Source organism: Rossellomorea sp. KS-H15a, assembly GCF_024195245.1.
GTDB classification, from domain to species: domain Bacteria; phylum Bacillota; class Bacilli; order Bacillales; family Bacillaceae_B; genus Rossellomorea; species Rossellomorea vietnamensis.
In genome coordinates this window covers 3,881,943-3,896,287 of record NZ_CP096886.1, presented here as the reverse complement: position 1 = coordinate 3,896,287, position 14,345 = coordinate 3,881,943, and the positions used below count along the sequence as shown (strand labels likewise).

Below are 14,345 nucleotides of genomic sequence, written 5' to 3'. Positions count from 1 at the left end.
GCAACAGGTGGAGCATTGAAAGAAGTGGAGCTCAAGCGCCGACCTTGGGCTCCTTTCACAAGAAAGGTGGGACTGATCGATGTCAACGAAGCATAGAAAATTCAGTTCCCGGGCAAGGAATAATCTGTTCGCCTACGGGTTGCTGTTACCTTCATTTATCTTTTTAACCTTGTTTACGTTTTATCCGACGCTCAAGTCGATTCAGTTAAGCTTCTACAGCGGTCCGATGACGAGGCTCCAATTTTCCGGATTGGAACAGTATAAGGAAGTCTTCGGAGATGAAATTTTCAGGAAGGTTATATTGAATAACATCCTCTTCATGATCGGCACCGTACCCACGAGTCTGTTCCTGGCGATGTATCTTGCCATCTGGTTGAATAAGAAAATGGCCGGAAGCGCTTTGCTCCGTACGTCCTTTTTTTACCCGACCATTGTACCGCTCATCGCAGTAGCAAATATTTGGCTATTCATCTACACGCCTCAGTATGGATTGCTTGATAACTTTCTCCATACGTTCGGCCGCGGTGATACAAGCTGGTTGGGGGACCCGAGTACCGTCATGGTTGCGATGATTGTCATGATCATCTGGAAAGATGCAGGTTTCTTTATGATCTTCTATCTGGCAGGATTGCAGAATTTGCCTAGTGACGTGTACGAAGCGGCTGAGATGGAAGGGGCGAAACCGTTCCAGATGTTCCGGCATATCACGTTCCCACTGTTGATGCCGACGACGTTGTTCGTCATGATCGTGGCGATCACGAATTCATTCAAAAACGTCGACCACCTGTACATAATGACCAAAGGTGGACCGGATAATGCCAGTAATCTATTACTCTACCATATTTACGAAGCGGCATTTACGAACTGGGATCATGGGAAAGCCGCGGTGCTGACCGTGATCCTAATCGTCATCATGCTCGGTATCACTGCCTTCAACTATCTATACCTTGATCGGAAAATCCATTACTAGGAGGGGAAGCAACGATGAAAAAATTGAACTATGGCATCATTATTGTTCTAGGGATTCTTTCATTCATCCCCCTGCTTTGGGTGGTCGTCACTTCTTTCTCTCCGGGGAATCAAGTGATTAATGGAGGCTTTCCGTTCTGGGTCACCAATCCGACGTTTGAAAACTACATCCAGGCGTGGGAGACGGCACCATTTTTGCAATACTATTTCAATACGTTCGTGATCGTATTTGGCGTGTTGATCGTCCAGATCGTCACGGTTACCCTTGCAGCCTATGCGTTTGCACGGGTGAACTTCACAGGAAAGAATGTCTTGTTCATCCTGTTCCTGCTACAGCTCATGATTCAGCCTGAAATCCTGCTGTTCCCAAACTACCAGGTCATCAGCCAGCTGGGACTCGTCAACACAAAGCTTGCCGTCATGATGCCGTATTGGGCATCGGCGTTCGGGGTATTCCTGATGCGCCAGACGTTCAAGCAGGTTCCATTTGATCTGGATGAAGCGGCAAGAATGGACGGATGTAAATGGTATCAAACCCTGTGGCATGTCTATATCCCATCTGCGAAACCGACGTATATAGCCTTTGCCCTGGTCTCGGTCAGTCACCATTGGAGCAACTTCATGTGGCCGTTGATCATCACGGATTCCGTGGAGTCCCGCCCATTGACCGTCGGACTGGCGTTATTTGCACAATCCTATGAAACAGGGGCACAGTGGGGGATGGTTGCCGCAGGTACGGTCATGGTCATCATGCCATTGGTCATTGCCTTCTTCCTTTTTCAAAAACAATTCGTATCGAGCTTTATGCACTCAGGAATTAAATAGGAGGGGATCTGATGGACATTCACTTTTTAGGAACGGGGAGTGCGTATCCCGGCTCGGAACGCGACAATACCTCCATCTGCTTCTCGAATGATGAGTATCATGTGCTGGTCGATGTCAGCGGCAATCCTTGCAGGAAACTGAAGCAGCTGCAGGTGGATTTAAAGGAACTTGATGCAGTCGTGTTCACCCATTTTCATATTGATCACATTTACGGCCTGCCATCCCTGCTATGGGGGATGTGGCTTGAGGATCGGAGAAAGCCTTTAAGGATTCTGTGTGACGTGCGGAATGAGAGGAAGCTTCAGGAATGGCTACAGACGATGGAAGCCGATCAATGGCCGATTGCTTTTCCGATTGAAATCGAGACATTTGATGGTAATCGGGAAACGGAAATTCTGTCTGGAGGGGGAATGACGTTTTCCTGCTTTAAGGCCTTACATTCTGTTCCCACAGTCGGGCTTGAAGTACGTTGTGCCGGACGGGTGCTCGTATATTCCAGCGATTCGGAAATCAACGCACGTATTGGTGGGTATGACCATATAGATGTGTTAATCCATGAAGCAACGTCTGCGAGAAAAGTGGCAGGTAATCATAGCAGTCTTGTTGAAATCGTTGAAAAGTATGACGTGGATAGAATCGGGAAAATTGTTCTTGTCCACCTATCCGACGGCGAACCGTATGAGGAAGAGGTGGAGAAGCTCAAGACTTCAAAGGTCATCATCGGCGAAGATTTGATGACGCAGCACTTGTAAATGAATAGGTACAAGGATAAAGATGAGGAGATTCCTTGGGTATGACGAAAAATCCAATTATTCAATTGGAGAAATCGTCATGCTCAAGGAATTTTTTATTTGTTGGAGGGGGTACAAATGAAGAATTTAAAGGGGTATATTTTCGACTTGGATGGGACCGTGTATCTCGGTAAACAGTTGATAGAGGGAGCAGACACCACCATCAACTCACTTCTCGCTGAAGGGAAAAAGGTGTTGTTCCTTACTAATAAGACCATTGAGTCTCGTCAGCGCTATGTGGAAAAATTGCATGGATTCAATATACAGGCTAACCTTGAGAACATTTTGAATCCGACGGTTACGCTGATTGACTATTTAAAGGAACATCATCCCCAAGCGACGTTGTATGTGATCGGGGAGCAGCCCATCAAGGATGAGCTGACACTTGCGGGATTCAGGGAAGGAATGACACCTGCCGAGGTGGATATCGTCGTACTGTCATGGGATCGGGATTTTCATTATGACCATTTGAATTTTGCCTATCAGTCAATCAAGCTCGGTGCGAAGATGATTGCGACCAATCCTGATAGAACCTGTCCGGTAGAGATGGGGGATGTGCCGGACTGTGCGGGGATGATCGGCGCTGTGGAAGCTGTGGTCGGGAGAAAGATTGATGTGCAGGTTGGAAAACCGTCCATCCTGACCATTAAAGCAGCATTGAAAATATTACAATTGGAGCCGGAAGAATGCGTCATGATCGGTGATCGCCTGGAGACCGATATCCGGATGGGGATCGAAGCCGGGATGAGAACGGCCCTTGTGCTGAGCGGGATCACAACGGAGGAGGATTTGAGGGGGACGGTTTGGACGCCGGATTATGTGTTGGAGTCGGTTAAGGGGTTGTTGTCGGAAAAGATGATATAAGAAATAGGGAAACTGTTTCGCTGGGCACCTAGCAACCAACGAGTTTGAACGTCAAATTCGTTGGTTTTTTGTGCTCCACACGCCCTTTTTGTGCTCCACACCCTCTTTTTGTGTCCCTAACAGGGGAAGTCAGTGTCGTATTTGGGAGGGGGGCGGTTTCTTACTCTGCTTTTCGAGTGATTTCAGAAGAAGATCGAATGGAAATGGTAGAGATGGAACCTCCCACTCTCAATAATTGCGTCATTTTCATTGGGGAATGCGTCATTTTCCGGATAATTGCGTCGATTTTTTGTTTATTGCGTCATTTTCGTTCGTATTTGCGTCTTTTGGAAAATAATAGAAATTAATCTTGCGCACTGAATGTTCAATGGGTTTTGCACAGACTCAATTTTCAATGTTGTATTTTTTTACGACACTTACTCCAATTGCAATCAATAAAACAATCAGACTATTAATCAGTAAATAGTACCCAACTTGCAGACCATAAAATATGGCAAAAGGATCTCGAATGATGAACAGAGCCAATATTCCTCCTATGGACGCAAATAAAGCTGCTAGAAGAAGTATAGTAAAGGCAACAGAATATAGACTCTTCTTTTTCTTGTATGAAATAAATCCAATAACATTTGAAATTACAATAAAAAATCCTATAAGTATGATGAAGAAATTTGTCATTACATCCTCCCTTTTAACTAATATAAATTAATCTTGAACTGATATGGATCCCTCGTCCGTGAATCCGTCTTTAATACTTTCAATAAAGGATTCTCCATTAAAGATAAAGAAGGTCAATGCCAGAATAGACAACAAAATAATAAAACCGAAGATGATGGACGGTATCATGCCCTTTTTCATTTCCAACTTCCCCTTATCATATGTTTATTAATTAGACGGAAACCGATAACAGATAGTTTCAATTTATTCGCCCCTCTTTTGTGCTCCCACCATAACTCAACCCACAAATATTTGTGTCCGGAGCACGTTGTTTCAGAGCCACTTTTCCCGTTATAATTTTCTTAAGATTTACATTTCTTCGTTTAATCACCTCACACTTGAGGTAACAGTCACTATAAGGAGGTGTTGTAATCATGGAAGCAATCAGTAAGCGTTTTTTCATGTTTCTTTCTCACAATAAGGCATTGGATAAGATGGCCAAACGGTGGGGATCGAAATTTGGGGCTAACAATCTTGTAGGGGGAGAAACCTTTTTACAAGCGATTCCATTGATTACGCAATTGAACGAGGAGGGATTCCAGGTAACGGTCGATCATCTTGGTGAGTTCGTCGATTCCACAGAGGTGGTGCGGGAGAATGTCCAAGGATGTATCCAGAGTATCAGTGCCATCGCCTATCATGGGCTAAACACTGAAATCTCTGTCAAACTGACTTCCCTGGGGTTGGATATCAGTCAAGATCTTGTCATGGAAAACATGGAGTTGATTCTGTCGAAGGCAAAAGAAAGCGGAATCACGGTCACTCTCGATATGGAGGATTCCTCGAGGTGCCATGCCATCCTTGATGTTTACAAGAAGCTCCGTCAAAAGTACGACAATGTGGGGACGGTGATCCAATCCTATCTATATGTTTCAGATAAGGATGTGGATGATCTCAATCAGTTCTCCCCTTATTTGAGGCTTGTGAAGGGTGCATATAACGAATCGGGTAAAGTGGCGTTCCAGGAGAAGAAAAAGGTGGATGAGAACCTGAAGCATCTCATCAAGAAGCAGCTCTTGAACGGCCATTATACAGCGATCGCAAGCCATGACGAAGCGATCATCGATTACACAATCGGATTAGTGAAAGAACATAATATCCCGAATGATCGCTTCGAGTTTCAAATGCTTTACGGAATGCGGAACCAACTGCAAACCGACTTATTGAAAAAAGGATATACCGTTCGCATTTACCTGCCATATGGCGAGGACTGGTTCGGGTATTTCATGCGACGTCTGGCGGAACGGCCGGCGAACATCGCATTCGCATTAAAAGGAATCTTCAGCAAGTAACATCCAGACAGAATGAAATCAGAAAGGAACGTGAAGAGAATGAGTAACGGAATTTACAACATCCCAACACCTACAAATGAGCCTGGTAATACATATGCCCCAGGTACGAAAGAAAGAGAAACGCTAAAAGCTGAATTAGAGCGTCAAGCTGGTCTTGAGGTTGAGATCCCGGTCATCATCAATGGCGAGGAAATCAAGACAGATACAGTGAAGCAAGTGGTCATGCCACATGATCACAAACATGTATTGGCTACCTATTCACAAGCAGGTGAAAAAGAGCTTCGTGATGCAGTAGAAGCAGCAATGGCTGCGAAGGAATCATGGTCCAATATGCCATGGGAGCACAGAGCATCCATCTTCCTGAAAGCGGCTGACTTAATCTCTGGTCCATACCGTGATGTTATCAACGCTGCTACGATGTTGGGGCAATCTAAAACAGCATACCAAACGGAAATCGATGCAGCACAAGAATTAGCTGACTTCCTACGCTTTGGCGTTGATTATGCCAACCAAATCTATCAAATGCAGCCGGACAGCATGAAAAACATTTGGAATCGTTTAGAATACCGTGCATTAGATGGTTTCGTACTAGCAATCTCTCCATTCAACTTCACAGCAATCGGTGGTAACCTGCCATCAGCTCCTGCCATCATGGGGAACGTAGTTGTGTGGAAACCGGCAACAACGGCTTTACTATCAAACTACTACTTCATGCGTATCCTGGAAGAAGCTGGACTGCCTAAGGGCGTTATCAACTTCGTCCCATCTCGCGGTTCTCAAGTTTCTGAAGTGGTATTAACAGATCCACGTATGTCAGGATTCCACTTCACTGGATCAACAAGCGTGTTCCAGACGATCTGGAAAACAGTAGGAGAAAACATCACTAACTACAAATCGTATCCTCGTCTAGTTGGGGAAACAGGCGGTAAAGACTTTGTCTTCGCTCACGAAACCGCTCAAGCAGACAAAGTAGTCGCTGCACTTGTTCGTGGTGCATTCGAATACCAAGGTCAAAAATGTTCAGCAGCTTCCCGTGCTTACATCCCAGCAAGCATGTGGGAAGAAGTGAAAAATGGAGTTGTGGAAGAAACGTCGAAGCTTAAAGTAGGGGATGTGCGTGACTTCAGGAACTTCATGGGTGCGGTTATTGATAAACCTGCCTTTGATTCCATCACAAGCTACATCGACTACGCGGCTGATTCAGAAGAAGCTGAAATCATTGCCGGCGGTACGTATGATGATTCTGTTGGATACTTCATTCAACCGACTGTCATCGTGACAACGAATCCAAACTTCAAAACGATGACCGAAGAAATCTTTGGACCGGTCTTAACGATTTATGTATATGAAAACGATCAATTAGAAGAAACCCTTACTTCAGTGGATACAGCTTCCATGTACGCATTAACGGGTGCGATCTTTGCACAGGATCGTGAAGCGATCATGCACTTAGAACGCCGTCTATCCGGTGCAGCTGGTAACTTCTACATCAACGATAAACCAACTGGTGCCGTGATCAACCAACAACCATTCGGCGGTTCACGCGGTTCTGGTACAAACGATAAAGCAGGCTCTGTTTTCAACATGATTCGCTGGACCAGTCCTCGTATCATCAAAGAAAACTTCGCGCCAACAACCGATATTACTTATCCGTTTATGGATGAGGAATAAACCGAATACGACAAGCTCTCCCGACATGGGGGAGCTTTTCATTTTTTATTGGGGGATTTAACGCTATAATAGGAGTCACAAACATTTGTGGAAAGGTACGATTCCTATGGAAGCAATAGATATCATCCTCCAAACAGAAGATATTCATAAAGCGACGGAATTGATCAGCTCAAAACTGGGCAATCCCGTCATCATCGAAAACAAAAATTTCGAGCTGATTTCATATAGTTCCTCTTCTAATAAATTCGATCAAACACAGCTAAAGACAATCCTCACGAAAAAATGTCCGGTCTTCATTATTGATCGACTGAAAAAAGAGGGCATCGTCCACCAGCTCGAAAAACATACGGATCCGATCCGGGTGCAGGCGATGGAAGAGTTAGGATTCCACCAGCGCGTCGTCATCGCCGCAAAATATCTGGGAAACACGATGGGATACATCTGGGTTCAGGAATCCAACCGCCTTCTCGAAAATGAAGAGCTCGGTTTCCTTGAAGAAATCTCCGCACATCTTGGAAACCTGATCAATGATATGTACGCGAAGGTCAATATCAAAAAAGACAGAAAAGAAGAAGTACTGTGGCATCTCCTACAGCACGAATACGGAAGTGAAAGCCAGCTCCGCCATGATGCGTCCCTCGTCAAGTTGACCCTGCCGGAACGGTTCACGGTAGCGGTGTACTCGATTGCATCGTCGGACTATAAGCCTATGCTGGACCAACTGGAGAAACTGGTCCAGGAATCCAGCTTCAACACAAAGGTTTATTCACTACGGACGGAATATCAGGTGATCCTCGTTCTCTACGGAAAGGCAGACACACCGTCGTCTTCCCTCGAACTAGCGAGAGACCTTGTTGAAAAAGTAAAAGAACAAACTGGTGAGAAAGAATTCTACAATTTCCTGATCGGGATCGGGAAGGAATACACCACGTTATATCAAATGAGAAAAAGCTTCCTGGAAGCATCAGAAGTCATTGAAACGGCTAACTTCATCAGCCCGCGTCCTGAATCCATGCCCCGGGAATTCGCTCATCTTGGTATTTACCGGTACTTGCCGACGCTCTATGAGAAGAACACGTCAAAGGATTATTACAGTGATGATCTGTTGGTATTGATCAAGAATGATGTAAAGAAGCAGACAGATTTGCTTAAAACACTTGAGGTGTACCTGGCGAATGATGGGAAGGGGAAACAGACGGCAAGCGAACTGTTTATCCATCCGAATACGTTGAATTACCGGATCAAGAAGATACAGGAACTGACTGCGATTGATTTTAATGATTTTAATATGAAGGTGTATTTGTATACAGAGTTGTTGCTGTTGAATAATGTGGAGGCTTATTATCAGAGGTATAAGGATGCTTTGAAGGGGATTTGATTGAGCTTATTGAGTTTTTAAAAACACTTTTGTATTAACGAAGCTAGTGCTGGTTGATTTCCACTCCAGGTGCTCGCTTTCCGCGGGGCGTGAGTTGAGCCTCCTCTGGCTTTGCCCTGTGGGGTCTCAACTTTCCCGCAATTCCCGCAGGAGTCGAGCACCTTCCGTTCCAATCAACTGATTAGCGTAAGTCGTAAAAATCTAAAAAAAACGCGTTTTGTTTAAGGAGATCTCCTGTCGATCATCGCATCATATTCATCTCAAAGAATAGAGTGACAACCGTCCCCGGGGTGCCCTAAAAACTGCGTTTTGCTGCCCAAACTCCCTGCATTTTACTGAGGAATACAATTTGTCCAATATGATAGGCGTCGTGCATCGCTAAACTCTTCAGTTCAATCATTAATGGATTGTCATCAGGAATTTCTCTATACAAATCTTCTAGTTCTGATGTTGCTAGAATTTTTTCTAGTTCACGATGAACATGGAAGTATTCTTGTTTTGTTTTCTGCCAATTTTGAGATGTTTCAGTTGGTAATTGATATGTAGGGTCATTATTTTCTGCCTGTGGTTCATTGGCTGTTTCACCAAGAAATCGTAACAGAATTCGTTTTTCAAAGAAAAGCAAATGACACACTAATTCCCAAATGGAATGGGCCCCTTCAGCTGGTTTCCAAATGGCATGTTCTAAGGTGATATCCTCCAGAACTTTTTCAAGTGGTGGAAACCAGTCTTCTCGATCTAAGCAGCTTGCCCATTGCTGTAACAAAACTGTCCTTACATCCATTTTCTATTCCCTCCAATGTAATTCCTTAAATAGATAATCCCTAGTTCAAAATTTATTTTGACGTGATGTATATAGCAATTAATCTGTTCTTCACTAGAACAATGAAGGCAACATTATTCAAAATATTCTAATAATATTTTACCATATGTTGTATTAATGAAAAAGAACAACTGTTTTAAGATTGAGCTACGGCGCAGAGTAGAGTGATGACCCCTTTTGAAAATAATGGAATTAACTTATTGAGGCGTATGAAGTGAAATATACCGAAAAAAGAAAACATATGATTGAAAATTGTTTTTAGGTTATAGAGGGTTTTAACAGCATAAGAAGGAATATAGACAAAAAGACCAGATTCATTTTAGGTCTGATTTTAAAACTTTTTACTGTAAAGTGAAGAGATATTTACACTGCTATATCTGCTGCTAATTTTGATGTGATTTAAGAGTAGAGTGGAGACGGTTTTTACTCTACCTTTTCCTATCGCCCGTCCCCCAAAAAATAGACAAGGAGGTTATCAGATGACAAGTGGATTCTCAATAATGGATTTTGAAATAATGACTAAACGGCTTTACTTGAGTATATGGGAGGAATCGGATGCATCTTGGTATAGGGAACTTGTTGGGGAACGTGGAGTTGATAGGCCAACTCTTGAAGATGCTCGCAAACATGTTATCAGTTTACGTGATAGAGCACTGGAAAGTGGTATAGGTGCACTTACAATCCGACGCAAAGAGGAAGGAGATATGATTGGGTATTGTGGATTAATTATTGGTCGTTCTACTATAGAAGAGCCGGAAATTGCTTATGAACTGTTCAAAAGTGTCCACGGGAAAGGCTATGCAACAGAAGCTGCATCAGCAATTATAGAAGCTGCGGGCGCAACTGGACGTAAACGTCTGTGGGCTACTGTTGGGTCTTGGAATATTGCTTCCTTTCGAGTTCTTGAAAAGATTGGTTTCATACGCCACCATAGTACCTGGAAAGAAGATGGAGAAGAAGTTGTTTGGAACATGCGTGATCTTTAGATCAATTATTTGATCCGACTTTTGCCCTTATTAAATTGTTGGGCTGGATAATGGAAGAGAAAACTATTTCCTAAACAAAGTGAGGTATATCGAGTGGACTTATTACTCTGGATCACTATTGGCTTCATCATAATTGGATTTATTGTGCTGCTTTCTATGAAAACAAGCATGGAAAATAAGCTTGCTTCTATATCAGCAAATTACGAAGATGAGGAGAGCCCACGGAAGGCTAGATCCATTATTTGGTGGATAGCGAGTACGACTGTTTGGGGAATTGTTTGTATGATTCTTGTTGTTTGGTATTTTCATCATCACTTTGGATGATAGGGTTGAATGATCATTAAATAATGCAGTTTCAAAACATCAATAAAGGAAGTGCGTATGATTGGGTAGTGAAGGTAAACTCATTATTTCTCCATTAAAGGATGAATTAATTGATGACATCAATCAAACAAATGATTCTTTTAAAGTGTTTGGTAAGCTTGTACCCAGTTTTCAATCAGGAAAATGGTCTTTTGAAGAGAAACTATTTGATAAAACCAAAGATATCCGTTTCCCGGATGACAAACTTGATTGGAGCCAATATATAAACAGTGAAGATAAAGCTCTATTTTTAGCATATAAGAATAATGAATGCATTGGGCAAATTAGAGTCGTGAAGGATTGGAATCGCTTCTGCTATATTGAAAACATAGCGACTAAAAAAGAGTATAGAGGCAGTGGAGTCGGAAAGCTGCTATTAAATAAAGCTGAGGACTGGGCGAAACAAAGAGGACTTATAGGAATGTCCTTGGAAGCACAAGATGATAATCTTGGTGCATGCAGATTTTATCTAAAACAAGGATTCATACTAGGTGGAGTTGATACATTGAAGCAGTCCTATAATCCTAATATTGAAACCACTTTGTATTGGTATAAGTTATTCAAGTAACGGGGCTTTAACCGCATAAGAAAAAACCAGATCCATTTAGGTCTGGTTTTTTCACTTACTGAGATCCTTCTCTTCTATGACGCCTTTAAGCTACTCAATCCCCTTATCATCCTTCATCAACTTCTTCATATCAATCTTAAGCATCCGGTCCATCGGGTAGGTGGTGGTGTAGCGGTATTTGTTGGCGCCGGATTCGAATACGACGTACAGTTCTTTCTGTATTTCCACTATTCCCTCAGGCATTGGGATGGCTTCGACACTCTGGCGTGGTTTGGCCGTGTGACCATCCAGGAACCATAATGGAACTTGTTTTCCTTCTACAGTGGCATAGGCATGTGGTTCTTCCTTCAACGGATATTCATAGCGATACAGAACACTGTCGTTTGCCCTGCCGTAAGAAGTGCTGAGAGTGACACCGTTTCTTGCTGCCTTCTGCATGATGGCTCCCTGGACTTTTCCTGTCGTTGATAACACGTAATCCGGTACGGCGTTGACGTCAGGTGAGCCATTCCACTGCTCTTTACTCAGCATGTCGTTGTTTCGTTCTAGATCGTATCCGATCATCCATGCGTAGTGCATGTCTCCGTCCCTGTTCTCGATGTGATGGGAGGGATCGGTCGGGTATGAGCTTGCTTCATAGAATTCCCCGACCCAAAGGATGCCTTCATCATAGACGGTGTATGCCGCTTCGACGGGGATGGGGATCTGTTTGGTGAACTGGATTTCGCCGTTGTTTGGTGCATTGACCAGGTCGCTTAAATTGAAGCTGAATAAGTGATTCTCTGATGCGACCCAGCCGTGATCACGACTGACGGTTACACCGCCTGCATGCCCGGTGTAAGGTGTGCCGTCCCTGTTGTAGAGGACAACGGATTTCACTAGTGCTCCGGTTGTGCGGTCTGTAACGGTTATGGTACCCGGTCGGATCCCATCATCGATGTAGCCGATGGTAAGGAGCCAGTCTTTTTTCTTGTAATAGGACAATCCTTGTGGAACAAGACCTTCTGATAGTCCGGCGATCACCGGGCCGTCGGTACTGATATCCCAAAGGTCCTGATAGGCGGGATCTTTTTCATGCTGGGACCGTTCCACCTGGGTGATGATCTGATGATCCGGTGTGACGGTTACGGGATCTGATTTCTCTGATATGTTTCCTGATGTATCCTCAGCGCTTACTTGTAACGTGTATGTTTGATGACCGACTAGCGTGTAAAGAGTAAAGTCGGTCTGGGATGGATCGACGGAATATTCAAGTTCTCCATCTTTGTAAATGTGATAGCGATATAGATCGGTTTCACTGGAAGCGTCCCATGTTAAAACGGCTTCCCCGTTGCCTGCAGTGGCTTTCACGTTGGTCGGTGTTTGCGGTGCTGCTTCATCTGACACGGGACGATCCGGTGCTTGATCTTCTATGACCCATCCAGGTGTCGGACTTTGACCCGCTGCCAATTTTTCCATCGTCCGGGTATTATCCTTTGGATAGGAATAGGTGACGGTTTGTTTTAGGGAAACGTCCTCTCCTGAATAATCGGCCCTTACAACTTCACGTCCATCAGGGTCGTAAACGGTCAGTGTATTGCCGCCGTTGACCAGGCCGGCGATATCACCGATGACAATGATATCCTCTTCCTGAAGATACTTACTACTATAAGAATAAAAATAGTTATAGTTGAACGCTTCAAGGGAGATAGGGCTGATGGCAGTGTTCCTGGTCCAGATCACCACCGTATCCCAAGGCTTTAAGATATGAGTGTCCCCGATTTCTTCATCCCAGTTGTAGGACGCGAACCGATATCCTTTTAAATCGATTGGGTCGGGGCTGTTGTTATAAAGCTCGAAGTATTCAAATGCATCATAACCTGCATAGTTATCTGTATTCGGAATCAATTCCGTGATCAGCAGGTTTGGTGTCGGGACATTTTCACTCGGGCCTGTGACGAGTGGTTTGGTCGGTTCCGATTCGTTTCCGACGTGGTCGATTGCCGTTACTTTGAAAGAATACTCCCTGTTCAATTCCAGAGGGGATACGTTCAGGCTATTTTGGTCAGCATCAACTGTCCCGTAAAGCGTCCCGTTGATGTAGACGCGGTATCCGCTAAGGTCTCTTTCAGGATTGGCATTCCAAAGCAGCTTGACATGATCCTTGCCTGGAGTTGCTTTCAATCCGGAAGGCGTGGCTGGGGCTACGCTGTCCACGACCTCTTGTGGGACAGCACGGACTTCTTTAGTTGCCGGGGATTCATTTCCTTCTGCGTCCACGGATGTCACCCGGAATGTATAGGTCTTTCCATTCTCCAACCCGTTTATGATTGATGTGGCAGCGTCCGTGGAAGTAATCGATCCGTCAGAATGGTAGATTTGATAAGAAACAGCACCATCTGTCGCTTCCCACTCAAGGGTAACCGACTGGTTGGAAGGAGTTGCGGTCAGGTTTGCAGGTGTCGAGGGACCAGCTACCTGTCCGGTCAGAACGACGCCTGGAGTCGGCTGTTCATCGTTTTTCATCTTGGTCATCGCAGCAGAGCCGGTGGCCTGATAGGTGATGCTCCGGTTCGTGATGCCATCTACTTCGCCATCATTGATGAGAGCGGTGCTGAGGATCGTGCCATCGGCGTCCGCAATTCCTACCTGACGCAGGCTGCTGTCATGCAATCCTTGACCAGTTGAGGTCAGCTTGACTTCGTATACATCCTCAGGTGTGAGGTACATCTCATAGTTGGAGTTGAAGTCCCAAAGGGGTACATCAGGATAGGCTAATTTCTTTAACCAAAGGACGAGGGAATCTTTTGGCTGGATGATTTTATCTTCGATGGGCCAGCGGTTGGCCGGGCTTGAGAAGTTACTTGTGAAGTATTGAAGCTGATAGTCTTGCAGGTTGATGGCTTCTGTGGTGGTATTATAGATTTCGACGTACTCATAGGGCTGTCCTGACCCTGCAGATTTGGTGACGATTTCCGTAATGATAAGGGGCGGATTGGTTTCTTGCGCACTTGCGTTGTGGGCCTGAAGCAATAAGAGTCCAGTAATGGCGAAAGCAAGAAGGGCGGCTATCCGGGTGATTGAGTGGTTTTTCAACATCATTTCCTCCTTTTTTCTATTGT

General features: G+C 44.5%; 14 protein-coding genes. 10 read left to right on the top strand and 4 right to left on the bottom strand.

Going from position 1 to position 14,345, the window contains the following annotated elements:
• Positions 1 to 79: 79 nt before the first annotated feature.
• The 4 genes from M1J35_RS20015 to M1J35_RS20000 all read left to right on the top strand — a co-directional run bounded on the left by M1J35_RS20015 (position 80) and on the right by M1J35_RS20000 (position 3,449).
• A complete protein-coding gene (locus M1J35_RS20015) occupies positions 80 to 970 on the top strand; it encodes a carbohydrate ABC transporter permease (RefSeq protein WP_254652106.1) in 891 nt (296 codons plus the stop codon).
• 14 nt (positions 971 to 984) lie between these two features.
• Complete coding sequence (locus M1J35_RS20010) at positions 985 to 1,794, top strand: carbohydrate ABC transporter permease (protein ID WP_034756365.1); 810 nt, start codon at positions 985 to 987, stop codon at positions 1,792 to 1,794.
• 11 nt (positions 1,795 to 1,805) lie between these two features.
• The gene (locus tag M1J35_RS20005) at positions 1,806 to 2,546 is read left to right on the top strand and encodes an MBL fold metallo-hydrolase (RefSeq protein ID WP_254652105.1); all 741 of its coding nucleotides are present in this window, start codon (positions 1,806 to 1,808) and stop codon (positions 2,544 to 2,546) included.
• A gap of 117 nt (positions 2,547 to 2,663) precedes the next feature.
• A complete protein-coding gene (locus M1J35_RS20000; protein WP_254652104.1) occupies positions 2,664 to 3,449 on the top strand; it encodes an HAD-IIA family hydrolase in 786 nt (261 codons plus the stop codon).
• A 384-nt stretch (positions 3,450 to 3,833) separates the two neighbouring features.
• On the opposite strand, the gene M1J35_RS19995 is transcribed toward M1J35_RS20000, so the two are convergent.
• Positions 3,834 to 4,124: a 3-isopropylmalate dehydrogenase gene (locus M1J35_RS19995; RefSeq protein ID WP_254652103.1), complete on the bottom strand. Its 291-nt coding sequence runs from the start codon at positions 4,122 to 4,124 to the stop codon at positions 3,834 to 3,836.
• Positions 4,125 to 4,151: 27 nt separating this feature from the next.
• Complete coding sequence (locus M1J35_RS19990) at positions 4,152 to 4,304, bottom strand: hypothetical protein (protein ID WP_254652102.1); 153 nt, start codon at positions 4,302 to 4,304, stop codon at positions 4,152 to 4,154.
• 233 nt (positions 4,305 to 4,537) lie between these two features.
• Between M1J35_RS19990 and M1J35_RS19985 the strand changes: the two genes are divergently transcribed.
• The 3 genes from M1J35_RS19985 to M1J35_RS19975 all read left to right on the top strand — a co-directional run bounded on the left by M1J35_RS19985 (position 4,538) and on the right by M1J35_RS19975 (position 8,504).
• Positions 4,538 to 5,455 (top strand): proline dehydrogenase family protein, encoded by a 918-nt coding sequence (locus tag M1J35_RS19985; RefSeq protein WP_254652101.1) that lies wholly within the window; start codon positions 4,538 to 4,540, stop codon positions 5,453 to 5,455.
• A 39-nt stretch (positions 5,456 to 5,494) separates the two neighbouring features.
• Positions 5,495 to 7,126, top strand: a complete 1,632-nt coding sequence (pruA, locus tag M1J35_RS19980) for an L-glutamate gamma-semialdehyde dehydrogenase (protein WP_254652100.1) — start codon at positions 5,495 to 5,497, stop codon at positions 7,124 to 7,126.
• Between the two features lie 85 nt (positions 7,127 to 7,211).
• Positions 7,212 to 8,504, top strand: a complete 1,293-nt coding sequence (locus tag M1J35_RS19975) for a PucR family transcriptional regulator (protein WP_254652099.1) — start codon at positions 7,212 to 7,214, stop codon at positions 8,502 to 8,504.
• Between the two features lie 295 nt (positions 8,505 to 8,799).
• Here M1J35_RS19975 and M1J35_RS19970 read toward each other — a convergent pair whose 3' ends face one another.
• The gene (locus M1J35_RS19970; RefSeq protein ID WP_254652098.1) at positions 8,800 to 9,288 is read right to left on the bottom strand and encodes a DinB family protein; all 489 of its coding nucleotides are present in this window, start codon (positions 9,286 to 9,288) and stop codon (positions 8,800 to 8,802) included.
• 518 nt (positions 9,289 to 9,806) lie between these two features.
• Between M1J35_RS19970 and M1J35_RS19965 the strand changes: the two genes are divergently transcribed.
• The 3 genes from M1J35_RS19965 to M1J35_RS19955 all read left to right on the top strand — a co-directional run bounded on the left by M1J35_RS19965 (position 9,807) and on the right by M1J35_RS19955 (position 11,244).
• Entirely contained in the window at positions 9,807 to 10,313 is a 507-nt protein-coding gene (locus M1J35_RS19965; protein WP_254652097.1) for a GNAT family N-acetyltransferase, read from the top strand.
• A gap of 93 nt (positions 10,314 to 10,406) precedes the next feature.
• Complete coding sequence (locus M1J35_RS19960) at positions 10,407 to 10,637, top strand: hypothetical protein (protein WP_254652096.1); 231 nt, start codon at positions 10,407 to 10,409, stop codon at positions 10,635 to 10,637.
• Positions 10,638 to 10,698: 61 nt separating this feature from the next.
• Positions 10,699 to 11,244: a GNAT family N-acetyltransferase gene (locus M1J35_RS19955; RefSeq protein ID WP_254652095.1), complete on the top strand. Its 546-nt coding sequence runs from the start codon at positions 10,699 to 10,701 to the stop codon at positions 11,242 to 11,244.
• Between the two features lie 90 nt (positions 11,245 to 11,334).
• On the opposite strand, the gene M1J35_RS19950 is transcribed toward M1J35_RS19955, so the two are convergent.
• A complete protein-coding gene (locus M1J35_RS19950) occupies positions 11,335 to 14,325 on the bottom strand; it encodes a lamin tail domain-containing protein (protein ID WP_254652094.1) in 2,991 nt (996 codons plus the stop codon).
• Positions 14,326 to 14,345 lie beyond the last annotated feature (20 nt).